This is a genomic window from Pseudomonas sp. LTJR-52, assembly GCF_003691465.1.
GTDB lineage: Bacteria > Pseudomonadota > Gammaproteobacteria > Pseudomonadales > Pseudomonadaceae > Chryseomonas > Chryseomonas luteola.
In genome coordinates, this window is sequence record NZ_CP033105.1 from 1,113,421 (window position 1) to 1,134,345 (window position 20,925).

The 20,925-nt window shown below is 57.2% G+C and carries 19 protein-coding genes; 8 read left to right on the forward strand and 11 right to left on the reverse strand.

Features of this window, described 5'->3' with window-relative positions:
* Positions 1-199: 199 nt before the first annotated feature.
* Together EAW52_RS05050 and EAW52_RS05055 are read left to right on the forward strand one after the other, a co-directional pair.
* Positions 200-661 (forward strand): DUF2267 domain-containing protein, encoded by a 462-nt coding sequence (locus tag EAW52_RS05050; protein WP_122041646.1) that lies wholly within the window; start codon positions 200-202, stop codon positions 659-661.
* 1 nt (position 662) lies between these two features.
* Entirely contained in the window at positions 663-1,118 is a 456-nt protein-coding gene (locus EAW52_RS05055; RefSeq protein WP_122041647.1) for a DUF2267 domain-containing protein, read from the forward strand.
* Between the two features lie 351 nt (positions 1,119-1,469).
* On the opposite strand, the gene EAW52_RS05060 is transcribed toward EAW52_RS05055, so the two are convergent.
* Together EAW52_RS05060 and EAW52_RS05065 are read right to left on the reverse strand one after the other, a co-directional pair.
* Entirely contained in the window at positions 1,470-1,658 is a 189-nt protein-coding gene (locus EAW52_RS05060) for a hypothetical protein (RefSeq protein WP_122041648.1), read from the reverse strand.
* A 146-nt stretch (positions 1,659-1,804) separates the two neighbouring features.
* Complete coding sequence (locus tag EAW52_RS05065; protein ID WP_010795748.1) at positions 1,805-2,008, reverse strand: hypothetical protein; 204 nt, start codon at positions 2,006-2,008, stop codon at positions 1,805-1,807.
* 122 nt (positions 2,009-2,130) lie between these two features.
* Here EAW52_RS05065 and EAW52_RS05070 point away from each other — a divergent pair, with 122 nt between their 5' ends.
* Both EAW52_RS05070 and gltP read left to right on the forward strand, forming a co-directional pair.
* Entirely contained in the window at positions 2,131-2,508 is a 378-nt protein-coding gene (locus EAW52_RS05070) for a hypothetical protein (protein WP_162997589.1), read from the forward strand.
* Positions 2,509-2,841: 333 nt separating this feature from the next.
* The gene (gene gltP, locus EAW52_RS05075) at positions 2,842-4,188 is read left to right on the forward strand and encodes a glutamate/aspartate:proton symporter GltP (RefSeq protein WP_122041650.1); all 1,347 of its coding nucleotides are present in this window, start codon (positions 2,842-2,844) and stop codon (positions 4,186-4,188) included.
* 69 nt (positions 4,189-4,257) lie between these two features.
* Here gltP and EAW52_RS05080 read toward each other — a convergent pair whose 3' ends face one another.
* The 3 genes from EAW52_RS05080 to EAW52_RS05095 all read right to left on the reverse strand — a co-directional run bounded on the left by EAW52_RS05080 (position 4,258) and on the right by EAW52_RS05095 (position 9,028).
* A complete protein-coding gene (locus EAW52_RS05080; RefSeq protein WP_122041651.1) occupies positions 4,258-5,019 on the reverse strand; it encodes a YkgJ family cysteine cluster protein in 762 nt (253 codons plus the stop codon).
* A gap of 106 nt (positions 5,020-5,125) precedes the next feature.
* Positions 5,126-7,792, reverse strand: a complete 2,667-nt coding sequence (locus EAW52_RS05085) for a GAF domain-containing protein (RefSeq protein ID WP_122041652.1) — start codon at positions 7,790-7,792, stop codon at positions 5,126-5,128.
* A 651-nt stretch (positions 7,793-8,443) separates the two neighbouring features.
* On the reverse strand, positions 8,444-9,028 hold the full coding sequence (locus tag EAW52_RS05095; protein WP_122041653.1) for an NAD(P)H-dependent oxidoreductase: 585 nt from the start codon (positions 9,026-9,028) through the stop codon (positions 8,444-8,446).
* Positions 9,029-9,170: 142 nt separating this feature from the next.
* On the opposite strand from EAW52_RS05095, the gene EAW52_RS05100 reads away from it, so the two are divergent.
* The 3 genes from EAW52_RS05100 (at position 9,171) to EAW52_RS05110 (ending at position 11,839) form a co-directional block, all read left to right on the forward strand.
* On the forward strand, positions 9,171-10,064 hold the full coding sequence (locus EAW52_RS05100; RefSeq protein ID WP_122041654.1) for a LysR substrate-binding domain-containing protein: 894 nt from the start codon (positions 9,171-9,173) through the stop codon (positions 10,062-10,064).
* Between the two features lie 125 nt (positions 10,065-10,189).
* On the forward strand, positions 10,190-11,215 hold the full coding sequence (gene uvsE, locus EAW52_RS05105; protein WP_019366021.1) for a UV DNA damage repair endonuclease UvsE: 1,026 nt from the start codon (positions 10,190-10,192) through the stop codon (positions 11,213-11,215).
* Positions 11,216-11,305: 90 nt separating this feature from the next.
* Positions 11,306-11,839 (forward strand): 2,4'-dihydroxyacetophenone dioxygenase family protein, encoded by a 534-nt coding sequence (locus EAW52_RS05110; RefSeq protein ID WP_010795739.1) that lies wholly within the window; start codon positions 11,306-11,308, stop codon positions 11,837-11,839.
* Between the two features lie 39 nt (positions 11,840-11,878).
* Here the strand turns inward: EAW52_RS05110 and EAW52_RS05115 are convergent, their stop codons facing one another.
* Positions 11,879-12,694 carry a DUF1206 domain-containing protein gene (locus tag EAW52_RS05115; RefSeq protein WP_122041655.1) on the reverse strand — a complete coding sequence of 272 codons (816 nt, stop codon included), beginning with the start codon at positions 12,692-12,694 and terminating at the stop codon, positions 11,879-11,881.
* 325 nt (positions 12,695-13,019) lie between these two features.
* On the reverse strand, positions 13,020-13,502 hold the full coding sequence (locus EAW52_RS05120) for an N-acetyltransferase (RefSeq protein WP_122044725.1): 483 nt from the start codon (positions 13,500-13,502) through the stop codon (positions 13,020-13,022).
* A 122-nt stretch (positions 13,503-13,624) separates the two neighbouring features.
* On the opposite strand from EAW52_RS05120, the gene EAW52_RS05125 reads away from it, so the two are divergent.
* Complete coding sequence (locus tag EAW52_RS05125) at positions 13,625-13,807, forward strand: hypothetical protein (protein WP_010795736.1); 183 nt, start codon at positions 13,625-13,627, stop codon at positions 13,805-13,807.
* Here the strand turns inward: EAW52_RS05125 and EAW52_RS05130 are convergent, their stop codons facing one another.
* The 4 genes from EAW52_RS05130 to EAW52_RS05145 form a co-directional block, all read right to left on the reverse strand.
* Positions 13,808-14,461: an HAD family phosphatase gene (locus tag EAW52_RS05130; protein ID WP_162997590.1), complete on the reverse strand. Its 654-nt coding sequence runs from the start codon at positions 14,459-14,461 to the stop codon at positions 13,808-13,810.
* A gap of 66 nt (positions 14,462-14,527) precedes the next feature.
* Positions 14,528-16,573, reverse strand: coding sequence for a M13 family metallopeptidase (locus tag EAW52_RS05135; protein WP_122041657.1), 2,046 nt, complete (start codon positions 16,571-16,573; stop codon positions 14,528-14,530).
* A gap of 231 nt (positions 16,574-16,804) precedes the next feature.
* The gene (locus EAW52_RS05140) at positions 16,805-18,694 is read right to left on the reverse strand and encodes a pyruvate kinase (protein WP_122041658.1); all 1,890 of its coding nucleotides are present in this window, start codon (positions 18,692-18,694) and stop codon (positions 16,805-16,807) included.
* A 454-nt stretch (positions 18,695-19,148) separates the two neighbouring features.
* Complete coding sequence (locus tag EAW52_RS05145) at positions 19,149-20,855, reverse strand: penicillin-binding protein 2 (protein WP_122041659.1); 1,707 nt, start codon at positions 20,853-20,855, stop codon at positions 19,149-19,151.
* Positions 20,856-20,925: the final 70 nt, after the last annotated feature.

Here is a 20,925-nt window from a genome sequence, read left to right on the forward strand (position 1 = left end):
GCAGTGAGGCCCTTTATCCATGGGCGGTAGGGTGCGGTCATGCCTATATCAGAGACAGGGCTAGGCAGGGGGATGTTCCAGCCATGCGACCAACGCACTGGCGTCCAAACCAGTCATCGGCAGGGGCTCCGCTTCGTTGCGACATTGTTACAGACGCACGGTCAACCGAATTCATCCTGCAATCACGAGGAGGACCTCTATGTCATCCAATGTCGAGGTGTTGGACCGAACTATTCAGCAAACGAACCTGTGGCTTGACGATATCGCCACGCACCTGGGCGCTCCTGATCGACAGACGGCTTATCATGCCTTGCGCGCTGTACTGCTTTCGGTACGAGACCGTATCGGAATCGATAACGCGGCTCACCTGGCTGCCCAGTTGCCCCTCATGATTCGCGGTATTTTTTATGAGAACTTCCATCCGGCGGGCACACCCACCCAGGAAGAAACCCAGGACGCCTTCCTGAAAAAGATCAGCAGCCTTGTATCACCCTCGATCGATCTGGATCCGCACAAGGCGGCCAAGTCGGTGCTACGTGTCCTGTATGAGCGTATAGACCCCAACGAAGTCGCCAAGGTCGCCAGCCTGTTCCCCATGCCGCTGCGTAGCCTTTGGCCGGAAGACACCGGTGTGCCCGGCACTCGAGAAGGGGAAGCGTAAGATGCACATCAACGTTGAAGAGCTGGACCAGTCCGTAAAGCAGGCCTTGCAGTGGATCGCGGACGTCGATGAGCGCATGGGAACTCGAAACCGGCGTCTTGCCATGACCTCTTTGCAATGCACGCTGCAAGCGGTCCGTCGGCAGCTCGATCCTGATCAGGTTGCGCGTCTGGCCAAGTGTCTACCCATTCCATTGAAGGGGGCCATGTTCGAGAACTGGCGCCCAGCAGCACCTAGTCCGGCTACAAGCCGTAGCGAGTTTTTGGGCCGCATTGAGGAAACCGTGTTTCGCAATCTCGACATTTCTGTCGAGCGCGGCGTCAAGGCGTCCCTTGAAGTGATGTGCAAGAAAATACCGGCTGAAGTCGTGGCCGAGTTTGCTGGACGCCTGCCATTCGACTTGCGCAGTTTATGGAGCAATGAGCCCTTGCCCTATCCAGGACACGGAGCGGTTTGAGTTTTTTCTAGGTAATTGACTCAATGCGGCTCAAGCTCTGGCAAACCGTGTCGATACAGTGATCAGGCAGGCAGCTTTCCACCCTCCTTCGCTGCCTGACTTCTTTTTCTGCCCCACCTGTTGGGGCTTTTTTTTGCCCGTTAAAAGGCGCGGACCATTGCGCTCAGGACAACAGGCAGAACGCTGTGCTAGTGGCTCGCGGCTCCTCTGCGGCCCGCCCACATCACGCACCACAGTGCTATAGGCAGAGGAGGTCAAGAACAGGCGCGATACCAGCGTAACGGCTAGCAGGCGTGACGGAATAAGAGCTTACAGAGTGAGGTTCATCATGCATTATCGTTATATAGTTATCTATATAACGATAATGATTTTCAACGCGCTGTCAATGAACGTGACGGCGCCAGCGCTGAACGTGCTTGAGGCCACCTGTTCGAAAGCGGTTGGAAGCGCACCTTTTTGCAGGCAATAAAAAACCCGCCGAAGCGGGTTTTGCTGACCATACTCGACATCCTTGGCAAGCTGCCATCCTGGCGTGGTCATTCATCCTTGATCTCCCTGAGCGCTTCCTGCGCTGCAGTCCGATGTGTGTAGATTACGCAGGAGAAGGCGCGGGCAATAGCGCTGACTACAGGCATGCGATGTAAGCCTTTTGCTATTGCGTGAGTAAGACGCCTGTAAGTCGACCGTTAGGGCTTCTTCTCGTCAGAGGCTCTGGCAGCGGGTGCCAGTTCCTGCTTGACGCCCTGCTCGCTGGCAGGGCTGGACACGGCGCCTTGCGCCTGCTCGTTGGTAGGCTGACTGCCAGTCTTGTTGTCTTCGGAAGTCTTTTCACAGGCGGCCAAGCCAAGTGCACTGGCCAGCAAGACGGCAGAGGCAAGAGTCTTGTGCATGATGTTGTCCTCGGATGGGTGCGTTATTTCGAGCCTGCACCCGAAGGCGAGTTCCTGAGCGATCCTCCGGCACTTTCGTCCATCTGCTTTAATGACGTAACGACGAATAGAGGGAATGCTGCATGAGAATCGCATGGATACTACTGTTGGTGACAGTGGCAGGATGCTCGAAAGTGTCTACCCCAACGGAGTCCGCAGATACCCCGGACTGGTTAAAAGCCAGGATCAAGTCGCTACAGGCGCTGCCTGAGGCCAATCCGCCCAGACGTATTTTCAGGACGACGTATGAGGGAGAGACCGCTTATTACGTTTCTCCAGCCTGCTGTGACATACCCAGTGAACTCTACCGGGCTGACGGTACGTTATGGTGTTATCCCAGCGGTGGCATCGCCGGTGGTGATAGGCGCTGTCCTGCGTTCAGTCTGGATCGCCAGCGCATGGAGCCTATCTGGCAGGACGAACGTTCCTCCAAGGCCAGCCGTACGCCTGCCAGGAACTAGGGTGCCGTTTTACTCTTGAGCTTGAGCATCGGCAAAAGTGATTGCCCGAGTACGGATCCTGGCGGCTACGGCCTTGAAATACCGTTTAGCTGATCTATTCCTCAGAAATATTCTAGACGGCTGTGTTTATTTTGGCCTGTGGTAGACTAGCCAACTCTTTGTTTTTAAAGGAAATCAAGAGGCATGCCCATGCCGAATCGGTATAGGGCAGATAGGAGCGGCATTAGACGGTAGTGTCTCGTCAGCCAATGATGGCCGCCTTTTTGCGCCAATTCTCTTTTTCTGGCGCCTTCCATTACAACGCCAAAACTAGAACAACGGGGATATACATTCATGTCCAAGCCCAAGCTTAGTCTTGCCTGGCAGATTCTCATCGGTCTTGCCCTGGGAATTGCAGTCGGAGCGCTTCTCAACCACTTCAGCGGCGAAAAAGCCTGGTGGATCGACAATGTTCTCAAGCCAGGCGGCGATATCTTCATTCGCCTGATCAAGATGATTGTCATACCCATCGTGATCTCCACCCTCATCGTAGGCATCGCCGGGGTAGGGGACTCGAAAAAGTTGGGGCGCATCGGCCTCAAGACCATCGTGTATTTTGAGATTGTCACCACGATTGCCATTGTGGTGGGACTGATGCTGGCCAACTTCTTCCAGCCTGGCTCAGGGATCGACATGTCTACCCTGGGTACGGTGGATATCTCCCAGTACCAGAAGACCACGCAGGAGGTTCAGCACGACCATGCGCTCGTGGCGACCATCCTCAACCTGATCCCTTCCAATATCTTTGCTGCGGTGGCCCGTGGCGAGATGCTGCCCATCATCTTTTTCTCGGTGATGTTCGGACTGGGCCTGGGCGCGCTGCCTGACAGTACGCGTGAGCCCGTGGTTCGTGTGTTCCAGGGCATTTCCGAAGCCATGTTCAAGGTTACCCACATGATCATGCGCTACGCGCCCATCGGTGTGTTCGCGCTGATTTCGGTAACCGTGGCCAACTTTGGTTTCTCCTCGCTGCTGCCGCTGGCCAAGCTGGTGATCCTGGTTTATGTCGCCATCCTGTTCTTTGCTCTGGTGGTGCTAGGACTGGTGGCCAGGCTGTTCGGCTTCTCGGTGATGAAGCTGATCCGCATCTTCAAGGACGAGCTGATTCTGGCGTATTCCACGGCCAGTTCCGAAACCGTACTGCCGCGTATCATCGAAAAAATGGAAGCCTACGGTGCGCCCAAGTCGATCAGCAGCTTTGTGGTTCCAACAGGGTATTCCTTCAATCTGGACGGCTCGACGCTGTATCAGAGCATTGCCGCCATTTTCATCGCCCAGCTCTATGGCATCGATCTGAGCCTTGGTCAGCAGCTTCTGCTGGTCCTGACCCTGATGGTGACCTCCAAGGGCATCGCCGGTGTACCGGGTGTGTCCTTCGTGGTGCTGCTGGCTACCCTGGGCAGCGTGGGTATTCCATTGGAAGGTCTGGCATTCATTGCCGGCGTGGACCGCATCATGGACATGGCGCGTACGGCCCTGAACGTAATCGGTAATGCCCTGGCGGTTCTGGTCATTGCCCGTTGGGAAGGTTTGTACGACGCTGAAAAAGGCGAGCGTTACTGGAACTCCCTGCCGCATTGGCGTCATGATAAGACGCAGGCATACGGCAACATGACCAAGTCGGATACCGCACAATCGTGATCGAAAAGAAGCCGCTGAAAAGCGGCTTCTTTTTAGGTGCGGGTTAGCAACTAGCCCGTTTCTTGTTCGTCAGGACACCTTGCTGAGCGAAATGAACCCGATGTTTTCCAGGGCCGAAGCGATCATGGCACCGGTTTCTTCGAGTTGGCTGGCAAGGTCATCGCTCGAAACTCGCATTGACCACTCTTCCTCTTCAAGCGGCGGCCAGGGTTGTTCAGGGCTGGCTTCTACCTGATCCACTGCATTCAGGAAGGCACCCAGGTCTGGCAGGAAGACGGTATAGCCATCCCCCTTGAGCGCCATGGTACGAATGCCCAGCAAACGGCAGATTTCCGCCTTTGCGCCTACTTCTTCGCGGTCCGCCTGCCGGGAGCGTTCGATCAGGGCTGCCAGTTCTGTATCCATGAGGCGCCCCCCATGAATCAGCTCCGGACCGGACTGCCAGGTTTCAGGTGCGCAGTCCTTTAACTCCGGGCGCAGCGGAATATGCGGATTGATCTCTATTGGATAAATCCGACAGACCAATGGGCGACGCTCATAGATCGAACAGCGATTACTGTCGTCCAGGTTGCGGCACGGGCCAACGTTATACGCGGCGAAGGTGATAGAGACGTAGGCCTGTGTATTGCCGCAACGAACCGGTAGTGAACGGCGCTGTACATGCTCACGCTGGTTGACAGGCACTCCGTAGCCATTGTCCAGAAAGCCTTCGACCAGAATGATCAACTGGCCGCCATCGGTTGCCCAGGCCTTGGCTTCCTGAAGCGTCAAAGGGACGTGATGATCGTTGCAGCACTTGCCGCAGCCGTTACAGGCGAATCGAGTATTCATGTCGGACCCAGAACTGGTTGAACGAGCGGCGGAAAACAGGCACCGCCACCAGGAAAACCTCTTCCGAGCAATTAGCACGCCAGCCTTACAAGGGCTGGCGAACCTGTTAGTGCTCGATCATCTCGCGGATACGAATGGCCAGCTTTTCTACGGCAAAGGGTTTAGTGACCATTTCCATGCCGGGCTCCAGAAAGCCGCTCGCCAGCGTCGCGTTTTCAGCATAGCCGGTGATAAACAGAACCTTCAGGTCGCTGCGTAGCTCGCGGGCGGCATCAGCCAGCTGGCGACCGTTGAGGCCGGGCAAGCCAATGTCAGTGATGAGCAGATCGATAGGCTGGGATGACTGAATGATCTTGAGCCCGGACGGTCCGTCATGGGCTTGCAAGGCCTTATAACCCAAGTCCTTGAGGACCTCGACGATCAGCTCGCGAACAATGGGCTCGTCCTCGACAATCAGCACCGTCTCACCGTGCTCGGTGCGGTAGGCGTCGGTCAGGCCTGTTTCTTCGCGATCCTCTTCGTGCGAGCCCTGAAAGCGCGGCAGATACAGTTTTACCGTTGTACCGATGCCTACTTCAGAATAGATAGTGGCATGGCCCTCGGACTGGCGAATGAAGCCATAGATCATCGACAGGCCAAGCCCCGTACCTTGCCCGATGGGCTTGGTCGTGAAGAAGGGATCAAATGCCCGCTCGATGACTTCCCTGGGCATGCCGACGCCGGTATCGGTTACGGAGATGCACACATACTGTCCAGGCTTTATGTTGCGCTGGCGTGACGTATAGGCCTGATCCAGATGGGCATTGCAGGTTTCGATCACGAGACGGCCGCCGTTGGGCATGGCATCGCGCGCATTGATCGCCAGATTGAGGATGGCGCTTTCCAGCTGGTTGGCATCGCATAGGGTGATCCACAACCCGCCCGCAGTGACCATCTCCATCTGAATGCTCTCGCCCAAGGTGCGATGCAGGAGGTCTTCCATCGAGACGACCAGCTTGTTCACATTGACGGGCTTGGGGTCCAGCGGCTGTCGGCGGGCAAAGGCCAGCAGGCGGTGAGTCAGCGCGGCTGCCCGGTTGGCAGAGGTCATCGCGGCCTTGGCGTAACGCTCGATAGCCTCGACACGGCCCTGGGCCATGCGGGTCTGCATGATATCGAGCGAGCCGATGATGCCGGTCAGCAGGTTGTTGAAATCATGGGCAATGCCACCCGTCAGCTGTCCCAGCGCTTCCATCTTCTGCGACTGACGCAAGGCTTCTTCAGCCATTCGCAGCGCTTCGGCCTGCTCCTTTTCCGCGGTGATTTCTCGACCTACAGCATGGATGAGCGTGCCATCCGGAACGGCAATCCAGGACAGCCAGCCGTAGCTGCCATCCTTGCGCAGGTATCGGTTTTCGAAGCGCATGGTGGTGATCCCCTTGGCGAGACTTTCTGTCTCGGCCAGGGTGCGCTGCCTGTCATCAGGATGGGTAAAGTCGAAGTAGGAGCGGCCAATCAGCTCCTTTTCGTTCCAGCCAAACAGTGTTTTCCAGGCCGGGTTGGCCGCCGTAATGGTGCCATCGAAGCGGGCCACCAGCATGACGTCTGTTGACAGTCGCCACATCCGGTCCCGGTCGGCGGTGCGTTCGGCTACCTGTGCTTCCAACGTCTCGTTCAGCTTGCGCAGTGCCTGCTCCGCCTCCAGGCGCTTGAGTACGGCCCCGGCCGCGCGCGCCAGCGCTTCAAGCGTAGCAATCTCGGCCGGTTCAGGCGTATGGAGTCTGGCCCAGTACGCGCCGATGGCAGCGGTAGCGCGTCCATCGCTGACCAGGGGCACCATCACAAGGCTCTTGATGAAGGTAGGCGTGTAAAAGCGTTTGATCAGCCTCGGATCATCCTGCACATCGGGAATCACTGCTGTTTCCAGGTGAGTCATGGCCCAGCCGGAGATGCAGTCGGTGATGGCGAACCGTTGACCCTTCCACAGCGGTTCAGGCGTGATCTCGGCAGCGTACAAGCATTGATCGCCTTCTCGCAGCACGATCGCGACCCCATCGGCATTGGAAAGCCGACGTGCTGCATGACTCACGATCTCGATCAGCTCCTCCAGCGTGTGGGCGGAAGGTGCTTTCTCGATAGCCTCGGACAGCAGCTCTAGGCGGTTGCTGCGCTCATGTGCCAATTGCTCAGCCCGCTTGCGTTCGGCTAACTCGTTCTGGGCCTTGCGGAAGAGACGGGCATTGTCGATGGCAATGGCCGCCTGACCGGCAATGCCATCCAGCAGGTATTCGTGCTCTTCGGTAAACATGCCGGGCTCGGCATGACCAAAAAACATAGCCCCCAGTACTTCGCTGGAGCGTGAAACTACCGGGACCGCCAAATAACTGCGTACCGGTAGATGTCCAGGTGGCATGCCGGTGTAGGGCATGTTTTTTCCATAACGGGCGTCTTGGGTAATGTCGTCTGAGCGAACGATACCCTCACCTTTAAAGGTTGGTCCAAAGACGGTCGTTTTCCGCGGCATGGGAAAGTTTGCAAAGGCTTCGCGGGGCACGCCTGACAGCGTATAGAGCATGTAACTTTCACCCTGCTCGTTCAGCACGTTGTAAAAGAACGCACCGAACTGCGCTTGAATCAACGCGACGGCTGCATCGGTCGCTTCCTGCACCAGCTTGTCCAGGTCCAGTTCGGCAGCCAGGCGGGCGCCAATCCGGTTGAGAATCTCAAAACGATCCACGTCTGGAGCAGTGAGCGCATCTTGCGGCATGATTGAATTGAGTTTGACATCCAACATGTAAACGGCTCGACAACGGGGCAGGCAGAAACAAGGCCGCCGGCTAGCGGGGCCTTGGGTATACGAGGAGGATGTTGGGCTGCTTGACGTGGGCTTCGCTCTGTTAAAAGCAGGCCGAAGGGCGCGCATGGGCGATCAAGGCGCGCAGCTACTCATCAGGCTTACCAACAACTTCATCTACAGCCGATGGGCATTAGGCGCGGAATCTACTGGCAGGAGGGGAGACTGGCAATACAGATCTGACGATCGTCACAGTTTTATGGTCTCAAACCATTTCGTTGCCAAGTGGGGGATGGCCTCCAGAGAGGCCATCCAGATGCTTAGAAGCGCAAGCTCAGGTTGGCTTTGACATTCTGATCAGTGGTATCGCTGCTGAGCTGACCACGATAGCTGATCCCTACGCTGACCGTTTCATTCAGGGCCATATCCACTGCACCCTCGATAACGGCTGCGTTGCGAGCAATCGGTGCGCCTTCCAGGGTGAATGTATTGCCACCTTCAAACGCTGCCTTGTGCTCAGGAAAGCCGAGAAGTTTACGTAGCCAGTTGTTCAGTACTGTGGTGGGGATATGACAACCGGATTGTGCGACGACTTTTAAGCGGCCATGAAAAAGCCCGGTCTAGACCGGGCTTCATGCTGACGCAGACTGATTACTGCTGACCGAATACGCGCGTCAGGTGCGCTTTGTATTCGGCCTGATGACGCTCGATATCCGGCGCCTTGATGACATCATTCGCCAGATAGGTCGGCAGGGCCTCAAGGCCTACAAACTGCTGCGACTTGTGGAAGGGGAAGTACACACCGTCCACACCTTTGCCCTCGAAGAAGTTGCCCGGCTCGTCGAACGCTTCACGCGGTGCGTTCCAGGTCAGGGACAACATGTAGCGGCGGCCCTGCAGCAGGCCACCGGTGCCGTACTGCTTGGTGGGATCGCTACGGGTACGACCGTCGTTGGCATATAGCGAGCCGTGGCCGGCGGTCAGGACCTCGTCTAGATACTTCTTGACGGTCCAGGGGGCGCCCATCCACCACCCCGGCATCTGATAAATGATGGCATCAGCCCACAGGTACTTCTGGACTTCAGCCTCAACATCGTAACCCGACTCGATCACGGTTTCCTTGATGGTGTGACCCAGCTCGCTCAGATGGCCCACAGCCAGAGTGTGCAGGGTTTCGTTATAACGCCCTGCGGAATGGGCGAACGATTTGCCGCCATTGATCAACAAGATATTCATGAAAGCTCCCACTTAAACGGGTAGGGCGCAAAAGGGGTGCGCCAGAAAGCGGTACAGTGTCCTCCGCACATGCTTGTCGTTAAAGTAGATAAACTGGAAAAGATAATTGATTTGAAATCAAGAATGACGGGCGAGGGCAGGCATGAAAACCACGCTGGAAGAACACCTGGTATTCAAGACCGTTGTCGAAACGGGCTCCATAACCGCAGCGGCCGACCAGTTGGGACAAACCGTTTCGGGCGTGAGTCGCGCTCTTAGCCGCCTTGAGCAAAAGCTTGACACCACACTGTTACGTCGCACGACCCGGCGTCTGGAGCTTACCGATGAGGGACGGCATTTCCTGACCCAGGTCCGTGCCATCCTGGCCTCGGTCGATGAGGCCGAGGAGCAACTGGCGATCCGGCGGCAACGGCCGGCAGGCCGTTTGCGGGTAAATGCGGCACCGTCCTTCATGTATCACGTTGTCGTCCCGTTGGTGGGCCTGTTCCGTGAACAGTATCCCGGCATTACGCTGGAGCTGGACACGAATGACCGCTTCATCGATCTGCTGGAGCAGCGCACGGATGTTGCCATCCGGATCGGCGAATTGCGTGACTCTACTCTGCACGCGCGACCATTGGGGCAGAGCCGGCTCAGCCTGCTAGCCAGCCCAGACTACCTGAATAGGCATGGGACACCGCTTGCTGTCGCTGATTTGCACAAGCATACCTTGATCGGTTTCAGCCAGCTTGATCACCTCAATCAGTGGCCGCTACCAAACGAGCGAGGCGCTACGCTGGCGGTTTCGCCCGATATATCCGCCTCAAGCGGGATGACGATTCAGGCATTGGCACTGGCCGGACAAGGGATTGCGTGCCTGGCGGACTACATGACACGGTCGGCTCGCGAGCAGGGTCTGCTTGTTCCGATCATGAGGGATCAGGTGCAGGACTCCTTTCAGATCATCAATGCGGTCTACTACCGCAATACCCAACTCTCACTGCGGATCACGCTGTTTCTGGACTTTATTGCAGAGCATTTGCGCGAGCGCTTGTAGTGTCTGTCGACCGGTAGCGATCGCTGTTCAGGCACTTCGGCCCGAATACAGCCTCCTAATAAAATGTTTTCTAGAACAGGCGATGCCTATGAGCAACGCCTGTCCGTGCCTCGAAGGAGTTTGCCATGTACCGGATCGGCTTTGCCTGCAATTACCGCCATCCCGACAGAAGCCTGCCTGCAAAAGAGATCGAAGCCATCGAGCGGCTCTACAATGGCAAGACCACCACGCTACGTTGGCTGTCCAGCCAGACAACCGAGGCAGCCGAAGAGAAGCTGCTCTATGTGATCGAGCACAATCTTCAGGCCCAGATGCGTCTGTTGCAGTATGTCAATTCCTTGCCGGCTCACCTGCACATGATGCGCATGAGCAGCGATATCCTGCCGTTCTACAGCCATCCCAGTTATGCCTATTTCTACGACTCCACGGCTATCCGAGATTTCATCTCCGAACAGTTTCAAGGTATCGGTGACTATGCGCGTACCCATGACATTCGCCTCTCCATGCACCCGGGGCAGTATTGCGTGCTGGCCTCGGATAACCCGGATACGGTGGAAAACAGCATCCGCGAATTTGAATACCACGCCGATATGATTCGCATGATGGGCTATGGACGGCAGTTTCAGGATTTCAAATGCAATATCCACATTGCGGGCAAGCTGGGCGTCGAAGGCATCCTGCATATCTGGCCGCGCCTGTCAGACGTGGCCCGCAACTGCATAACCTTTGAGAACGAGGAAAAGAAATACGGTGTCGACGCCTGCCTTGAGCTAGCCGACCACGCTCCGGTCGTTCTGGATATCCACCACTGCTGGATTCACGAAGGTCGCTACATCGACCGTCATGACCCACGGGTACAGCGCATCGTTGAAAGCTGGCGGGGCGTACGTCCGGCCATGCACTACTCACAGTCCCAGGAAATGTTGATGGAGCTGGGTATCTCGGCTGACGAGAAGATTGAAATGGAACAGCTGCTGACCAAGGTCAACAAGCGTGACCTGTATGGTCACAGTGACCGGATGTGGAACCGCTGGTGTAACGAATACGCCAAGTCATTTCTGGACGAGTTCGACATCATGTTCGAAGCCAAGCACAAAAACCTCGCCGTGATCGATTTCTACGAACAATACATGGTTCAAAAAGCTGCCTAGGTCTCAAACCTGGGCACTCTCTGGTTTCTGGCCTGCAAAGCCCCGTAAGCTGGCTATAGTCACTAGAACAATAATAAGAGGAGCACTGCCATGCCTGAACTCGCCCGTCGTGAATTCTGGAAAGAACTCCAGCCGATTCCGAACAGCTTGAAGCCTGATGCCAGGCCTGAGGTCTACATCGAGGACGCGCCGACAGAAGACGAGCGCTATTACGTGCCGTTTACCGATACCGTCTCGAGTCGCCCGTTATGGATCTCGCCCTCCGAGAACAAGTGGTGCGATGTCCTCATGGCCAAACAGGCGGGCCTGGTGAACCGTCATTACCATCCCCATGAGGTTTTTGCCTATACCATCTCTGGAAAGTGGGGCTACCTGGAGCATGGCTGGACGGCCAGAGCCGGCGACTTCGTTTACGAAACGCCTGGCGAGGGGCATACGCTGGTGGCTTATGATTATGATGAGCCGATGCGGGTCTTCTTTATCGTCAAGGGCCCTCTGATCTGGCTGGATCAGGACGGCAACGCCGCGGGCTATTTCGATGTACACGACTATATCAAGCTCTGCCGGGAGCATTTCGAGCGCGTCGGTATCGGCGCAGATTACGTCGATACCTTGTTCCGCTAGGTAAAAGCGCCCTGCGATCCTGCCTTGCAGGGCGCTACGTCATACCGGGACGTTCATATTGATACGACGCCATACCGCTTCGGCAAAGCTGTAGACCGCAAAGGCGATTAAACCCAGCGCAACCACCAGCAGAATGATATGGCCGAAAGGCAAGTTCTGAAGCCCATTGAGAGCCTCCTTGATCCCCGGTGGGTGCATTGCATCGTAGCGTGAGCCGCTGACAGCCAGCAGTACGGCAATCTCGATAAAGGCCACCCCCCGTGCAATCAGTCCGAATCGGGAGACGGGGCGTACCATGCGCATGACACCTTCATCCGCCTCGAAATACCGTTCGAAGGAGGCCTTCCACCCCTTGATGATATGGGCAATGCCTACACCCAGCGGAATCAAGGCTATCAGCCGTATCACTATATTGGAGTGGTCCCAGCTGAGCAGGTGTGAAAGAAAGTCCTGTGCCTGACCACCACCTCCAGAGCCTCCGCCCTCACCAGGAGCTTTGAAACCGCTGATCAGAAGGCCTAGGGCGAAGAGCGCCAGGAGGACATATGTCACGCCACTGGCGAGGAGTCCTGTACGGATCGTTAATCCTTTGAGATCCGTGCCGTGATGATCCGAATCTCGTAGAGCCTGTACGGCACGCCAGGCTGCAAAGGCTGCAAGCCCGATCACCACAATCCAGAGCAGGGTACTGCCGGACGGTTGCGCCAATACGGTTTGCAGGCTCTGATGACTGTCGACGGGTTGTCCTGAGCCTATGGCTGCCAGTAAAGCGAAGCCACCGATAATGAGGTACACCACGCCTCGGGCAGCGTAGCCACCACGGGCCAGCCAGGTAAGGCCTCGGTTGGGAGTCATGCTGATTAGGTTTCCTGTAGTTATGAGGGATACAGGAAAAGACCCGGCGACTGAGGCGGCGGTTCGTATTCACGGCTGGGGTAGCAAGCCAAACGGACGAAAGGCGTTTGGCCAGTATTTGTAGGAAAAAGCTTACAAGGACTCTCAGCGGTTGGCTCTAGGGGAAACGAAGAGAGAGGCGTAATCTATTTACATCGGAGCAGCGCACGGAAGCGCTCATGGTAGATCAAGGATCCGATATGACCGCCAGGATGGCAGCTTGACAGGATGTCGGGCATGGTCAACGAAACCCCGCTACGGCGGGGTTTTTCCGTTTCACCGCTGTTTAGCAGTCTATTCTCCGGGTCAGTCGACGTTCCAGACCGACGGGTCCTTTATACGTCCTGCCCTCATCGATCCATCCTTCTTTTAAATAGAGCCCCAGCGCTGATTCATTGTGGGCGTCTACTGCCAGTTGAATATGCCGGATATCGGGCCACTGCCTGCAGACCAGCTCGGGAAGCGCCCGCAGGCAGGCTTTGCCCAGCCCTCGGCCCTGTGCGCGAGCCGCGATTTGCAAGGCATGGAGCGAGCAGGCATCGGCGCTGACCCACTGGGGAGACAGGGGAGGCCGCTTGAGTAGAAGCAGACCTGCCGGCAGGCCTGCTTCCAATAGGGCGAACCCTTGTACATGCCGAGGTGACTGCCCTTCAAAACTCACCAGTGCAGCCTCAGGCGTGCCTGAAAAGGCTATCTGCTCAGGGTGTAATTCAAGGCTGAGCAGCGCCTGGCGCTGGGCATCGTCAAGGGCGGTAATGGCTTCAATCAAAAGAGGGCTATCATTTCGTCGGACCTTTGAACCGTTAATGACCACTATCAATCCTGTCGATTTCTCAAGGTATCAATCACAGCGTACTGTGAAGCCTGGCTTAAGAGTAGATAGAGGTCCTTATGCCCATTGTTCAAATCATGTCAGTAGTAGGCAGTGCCGTACCTGCTGCGCTTCGGGAGGCCGGGTTTATGGTCTGCTGGTATCTGGTACGCAATGGCGAGCGCATCAGTGGTCCGTTCACGACGCGTCAGGAGGCACAAGTGCAAATGAGCACCTTGGCCGAGTTGCATACCGTCGCCTGATCATGCGGTTCGTTTCAGCATTTCCCAGAGCCTTGGGTCGTTGAAGTCTGCTATTGCCAGATCGGCACCGGCTGCCAGCAGTTCATCGGCTGTCAGTGTTGAGGTAATACCGACCGTAACGATTCCTGCTGCCTTGGCTGCCGTCAGGCCGGGAATAGAGTCCTCGAAAACCAGCGCCTGCCGGGGCTGGATCTCCAGCATATTTAACGCATTGGTATAGGGAAGGGGATCCGGCTTCGAACGTTCCAGCTCTTCGCCCAGCACGACCAGGGGAAAGCGGTTTTCCAGTCCAAGCGCCTTGAGCATGTGGTGGACATTGGCACGCGGGGCATTGGTCACGATCGCGCGTTTCCATCCCTGTTGGTCCGCGTAGCTCAACAACGTTTCAAGGCCAGCGGTGGGCTTGAGTGTGTTGGCTAACTCACGCAGCAAGGCTTCCTTTTCGTTTGCAATCACCGTGTGCTCATCGGGCGTCTTGTCTGGATAGAGGTCTTTGCAAACTGCGTCGTTGGCGCGACCCGAAATGTGACGCCTAAAGTCCTCTTCATTCAAGTCGCGTCCCTCGCGGGCTAGAAGTTGCTTCCAGGCCTTGTAATGAACCGGATCGGTATCAGTCAGGGTTCCGTCGAGATCGAATATCAGTGTATTGAGCATCAGCATGTCCTGAATGGCTCCAAGGGTGAACCTGAAAGGACTCAGGCTCACCGGTAGGGAAGGGGCTTACCAGATCTTGATGCGCTTGTTCGGGGGCAGGTACATCTGGTCGTCTGGCTTGACGTCATAGGCCTCGTAGAAGCCAGGCACGTTACTCAGCACCCCATTGGTGCGGTATTGCGCCGGTGAGTGCGGGTCGGTTTTCAGACGATTGAGCAGGTTCTGTTGTGTGTACTTGGTGCACCAGACCTGCGCCCATCCGGTAAAGAAGCGCTGTTCGGCCGTCATGCCGTCAATGACAGGGGCAGGTTTGCCGTTCAATGACAGGTGATACGCCGAGTAGGAGATCGTTACGCCACCCAGGTCGGCAATATTTTCACCCAGGGTAAAGCGGCCATTGATGTGATAGCCCGGTACCGGCTCATAGGCCGAGTACTGTTCAGCCAGCGCTGTCGCACGCTTTGCGAAGCGCTCGCGGTCCGTCTTGGTCCACCATTCCCGCAGATTGCCGTCGCCATCGAACTGCGAGCCCTGATCATCGAAACCATGACTGATTTCGTGGCCGATGACTGCACCGATACCACCGTAATTGACAGCATCTTCCGCCTGCATGTTGAAGAAGGGCGGTTGCAGGATGGCGGCCGGGAAGACGATCTCGTTACGCAGCGGGTTGTAATAGGCGTTGACTGTTTGTGGCGTCATGGCCCACTCATCTGGATCGACCGGCTTGCCGAGTTTGGCAAGGTTGCGCTGATACTCAAATGTCTGGGCCCGCTGCAGGTTGCCGATCAGGTCATCCGGGGCAATGTGCAAGGATGAGTAGTCACGCCACTGGTTAGGGTATCCGATCTTGTAGGTGAACTTCGCCAGCTTGGCCTTGGCTGCCTGGCGGGTGTCTTCGCTCATCCAGTCCAGCTTATCCATAGCCTGCCCATAGGCGGCGATGAGGTTGCGAACCAGCGCCTCCATGCGGGCCTTGTTTTCCGGCGGAAAATGACGCGCGACATATTCCTTGCCCAGGGCTTCACCCAGGCTGCCTTCAACCGCACTTACGCCACGCTTCCACCGGGGACGCTGCTCCTTGGCGCCGTTCAGGGTCTGCTGGAAGAATGCGAAATCCTCCTGGGCATAGGCGTGCGGTAGTGCCTGGGCATAGGCATGCAGGACGTGCCACTTGAGATAGGTTTTCCAGGTGGAGAGCGGTGTAGACGTCAACAGCTTGCCAAGCCCCGTGATGTAGCTGGGCTGTTCAACAATGATCGGGTGTTGATCGACAAAGCCGGTCTCCTTCAGGTACGACGGCCAGTCGATGGCACGGGTCAGCGTACGCAGTTGGGTGGGCTCATAGGCATTGTAGGTTTTAATGGGGTCGCGGTTGTCGACTTTGTCCCACTGGGCCAGGGCGATCTGCTTTTCCAGTGCAGCCACTTTGCGGGCACTACCGGCAGGGTCAGGGAGGTTAGCCAGGTCCAACATGCGCTGCACGTGCGAAACGAAGCCGGAGCGGATCTCGGCGAATGACGTGTCATCGATCAGGTAGTAATCCCGGTCGGGCAGGCTGAGACCGGACTGGGCAATCTCGGCTACGTATCGCTTGGAGTCCTTAGCATCTTGGGTGACATAGGGTTCGAGCGGAACATCGATACCCAGCTGCTGGAGGCGGGCCATTGTGATGAGCAGCGAGCGACGATCATGAATGGAGTCGATAGCATCGAACGCACCCTGCAAGGGTTTGAGCTCCTGCGCCTCAATGGCGGCTTCATTCATGAAGGAGGCATACAGGTCGCCGATTTTCTGCTCGTCGCTGCCAGTAGCCTTGTCGGGCTTGGCGGCCAGCGCCTCGATGATGGCGTGCAGCTGTTTCTCGGTGGTATCGGCAATAGCATGGAAGGCGCCATAGCTGGTCTTGTCGGCCGGGATAGGTGTGTTTTTCAACCATTGACCGTTGATGGCGTTGAAAAAATCATCCTGAGGCCGGACGCCGGGATCGAAGTTCTCCTTCTTGATGCCGGACTGCAGCGTGTTGGCAGGGGTCTGGGGCTGGACAAATTCCGATTTACCGCAGGCGCTCAACGCCAGTACACAAACGGCGCCGGCAAAGATATGTCTCATGGGATCTCCATTGGGATTAGCGGTCACGCACGTGACTATAACGGGCTCGCTTATGGCGAGGCCAACGGCTTTGCAAGGGCGGGGCCAGGCACTGCCGAGGGCGTATCACACCCGTTATGTCTGCGGTGAACGTACCAGAGGCACGCGGCTCTGGCACTGTTTTGGGCTATGGAACATCCCTTGTAGAGCGCCTGGCTGCAAAATGGTGCCCGCTATCGGCACGGTAAGGTGTCACTCCGGGCAGCTGGCGGCCAGAGTAGGTTGCTGCGCTACCTGAAGTTTTCGCAGGAGATCCCGCTTCTTGGAGTGATGCGCCTGCATGCGTGCCAGCAGATCATGCAGAGTATGGACGGCCTTCAGAATGTGCGGACCCTTGTTCAGCATCACGCATTCGGCCCGTACGCCCATGGCGGCATCCGTAATCTCGGCCCGCGACGGCGCGCCTTTCTTGGCCAGGGTTTCCAGTACCTGGGTCGCCCAGATCACGGGCACATGGGCCGCTTCGCACAGGCAAAGTATTTCTTCCTGAAGCTCAGCCAGTCGTTCGAAGCCGCTTTCTACCGCCAGATCGCCCCGCGCGATCATGACGCCGAAACGCGGAAGATTCATGCCTGCAAAGAGCAACGCCGGCAGGTTCTCGAAGCCTCGACGTGTCTCGATCTTGAGCACTACGCCCAGCTCATGGGCGTTCAGTCGATCAATGTGATGGAGCAGGGTCCTGACGTCATCTGCCGTGTTAACGAAAGAGAACTCGACCACGTCGGCATGCTCGGCTGCGAATGCCAGGGCTTCGATGTCATGGGGCGTAAGCGCATCGAGACGCAGATGGCTGTCCGGAAAGTTGATGCCTTTGTCGCTCTTGAGCTTGGCACCCCCAGGCGCGTGGGTGATACGGATACGCAGCGTCTCGCTCTGCACCGAATCAATAATTCCACCAATCTTGCCATCGTCGAACCAGACTGGCTCGCCAGCCCGTACATCCTCGAAGATTTCCGGCAGCGTGCAGCCGATGGAAGCTGGGGTCAGGACTTCTCCGAAACTGTCGTAGGTTGCCGGATGCCCGGTATGTTGATCCTTGGTCAGAATCAGCACATCGCCCTCCACCAGCTTGATGGCCTGCTCTTGAGCCGGGAAGGGCGCAATGCGTGTCTCGCGTTTCCGGCCTTTCCTGTCCTTGATCGAGAGGGCTGTGTTCGGCGTCAGGTAGGCGGTCTTGTAGAGTTCGCCCCAGCACCCTTCGCGCGTGATATCAACGATCTCGATCTGCCGCTTCGAGCCGCGGGCATCGTGAAGGATTACCTGTGTATGTGGCTGGAGATTCGATAACCAGTCCGCTGCCACCGGCAGGCTGGCATCTGCCGGGGTCGGTGGCGCTTGAGGGTTTTCTCTGGCAGTCAGCCAAAGACGAGCCGGCTTGACTGCTCGACCGAAATCATCGCGGGTCGGCTTGACGCGTATCACGGCCGGGCCGGCGTTGATTTGCCCGGTGCGCAGCTTGGGACCCGCAAGGTCCATCATGACGCGGCAAGGCTTGCCAAGGGCCTTTTCCGCTCGACGTGCATGGTCAATCATCTGTTGCCAGGTCTTGGCGTCGTCATGAGCACAGTTGATGCGCATGCTGTCCATGCCGGCCGCCAGCAGATCATGCACAAGCGAGTAGTCCTGTGCGGCCTCGCTGGGCATGGTCACCATGATTCGGACTCCACGCCCGACAGGCGTTGCGCCAAACAGAGCCTCGGTGTGCTCATGCAGCAGCTGCTCGCCCCGGTCCATGCCCAGCGGCTCATAGGGAGGAGGCGCGTTCTTGCTGCCGGAGAGCTTTTGCAGGATTTCGATAAGGGTAGTGATTGCAGCCAGGATGTAGGCTTCCGAGCGCCCCAGCGACGACAGTCCCAGCCGTGCCAGGCGTGCCTGTAGCGGCCGGATGTCATGACGGCGTAGCGCCAGATAGTTAAGCAGGTTATGTGCGCTCTCGGTATAGCTCTGGTGCACATGCTCCGCCAGGATGGGTGCGTCACAGGCCGCCGTGATCATCTCTTCACGCAGCGCGATCAGTTCGGACAGGGCCGCTTCGATATCGGCCGGTATCAGTGCACCTGGGGGAAGTGTCCTGGTGTTCAAATGATAACCTCAACAGTCAAAGTCCGGATGACAACAGGCGTCATTACGTCGCGTCGGCCGAGCTAAGCACAGGTATGTGACGTTGGTATGTAGGGGTGCCCTTATGGGGACAGGCGAAGGTTTAGAAAGAACCAGACTGTGGGTGTTCTGCAGGATAGCGGACGCTTTGTTTCATGAGATTACGGTAATGGCATATCTGCTCAGAAAGCTATCTATGTAGGCAAAGGCTTACAAGAAGTGACTGGATTGACGCTAGGGAAGAAGGCGGCGGTGGCGTAATCTTCTCACCCATGGAATGCAGCGCAGGACGCGCTCATGAGCCTCAAGGATGAAAGACCCGCCAGGATGGCACTCGATAAGGATATCGAGCGGTCAACAAAACCCCCGCCTAGGCGGGTTTTTTCGTTGGGCCGGAAAAAGGATCTCCTCGAAATCCTCTCCGGCAAGCCCTCACTCACGTATGGGAGTGAGGGGCTGGTGTTTCGCTCTGGGCGGTATTGGTAGGCGGCAGGTTGTCGGGCGGAATGGCCAGCGCGCGTAGCGCACCTGACATGATCTGGCTGAACACCGGTGCCGAAACCAGACCGCCGTAGTAGCCGATCTTGGTCGGGGAGTCCATCATCACGGCCAGTACTAGCTTGGGATCGCTGGCGGGCGCCATGCCTACGAACATCGAACGATAGGCATGTTCCTTGTAGCCGCCGCCCCCGGAGCGACGGGCAGTACCACTTTTCCCTGCCACCTGATAGCCCGGCACCCGGGCGCGCACGACGCCGCTGGGATCTTCCACTACCTCCTTGAGCATCATGCGAATCCGATGCGCCACCAGTGGGTCCATCGCAGGCACCAGTTGTTGTGGGTTATCGCGCAGCAGCGAGAGTGGGGCAAGCTTTCCGTCATTGGCGAAGACCGTATAGGCCTGGGCCAGCTCGGCGGTATTGACGGCCAGACTATAGCCATAGGACATGCTGGCTGTGGCGATTCTGGACCATTTCACATGGTTGGGCAGATAACCTGCGTTTTCACCCGGGAAACCCAGAGACAGGGGCGAGCCAAAGCCGACCCGGGCCAGCTGTTCAAGGATAGGTTTGGGACCGACTTCCAAGGCAACCTTGCTCATGCCGATGTTCGACGAGTTGATCAGCACGCCGGTCATGGTCAGGATGTCCCGACGTGCTACGTCGCGAATCGTGTGGCCGTCGATGACAAACCAGCCCGGCGCCACACTCACTTGGGTATTTTCGTTGAATTTTCCCGTGGCCAGCGCTGCTGACATGCTGAACGGCTTGATAACCGAGCCGGGTTCGAACACATCGGTTAACGCGCGGTTACGCATGAAAGTCGGGTTGATGGATGCCCGGTTGTTCGGGTTATAAGACGGAAAGTTCGCCATGGCCAGGATCTGACCATTCTTGGGGTTGACCAGTACGGCCGAGCCGGACAGGGCACCAAACTTGGTTACTGCCTCCTGCAGGGCGCGATAGGCCTCGAACTGCAGACGCAAGTCGATGGACAGGGCAATGTCCTGGCTGGGCTTGGGCTGTTTGTCGACCTTGATGTTCTTGACGATGGAGCCGCGCGGGTTGATCAGCACCTCGCGAACGCCTGCTTTCCCGCTGAGCCACTCGTTGTAGCCCAGCTCCACGCCTTCCTGACCTTCACCATCCAGGTTCACCAGACCAATCAATTGGGCTGTCAGGTCGGAGGTGGGGTAATAGCGCTTGTACTCCTTGAGCTGGTGCACGCCCTTGATATCGAGCGCCATGATGTCCTCGCCTTCGATGGGGGACAGGCCGCGGGCCAGGTAAAGAAAATGCTTTTCCGAGCGGGCCTTGATATAGGACATGAGCTCGTCTGCGGGACGATGCAGTGCCGCTGCCAGCGCAGGCACCCGGTCCATGCTCTCCTTCATTTCCGAAGGGTTGCACCAGATTGTCGACACTTCGGTTGAGACGGCCAGGGGAGAGCCATTGCGGTCGGTAATCAGGCCGCGGGTAACGGGGATGGGGATATGACGAACACTGCGCCGTTCGCCCTGATCGATCAGGAACTCACTGTCATGAACTCGGAGATAGACCAGCCTGGACGCGACGGCCAGAGTAAGCAGGAACAAAAAAAATAACACCGCATGAAAACGGTAGCGGTTTGAAAATCCATTCATGGTCTTGGCAACTTGACGTGTTCAATGCCTGGGCAGGCCATCGTCAGGCCTGCTGGCCCGATGAGGCGAG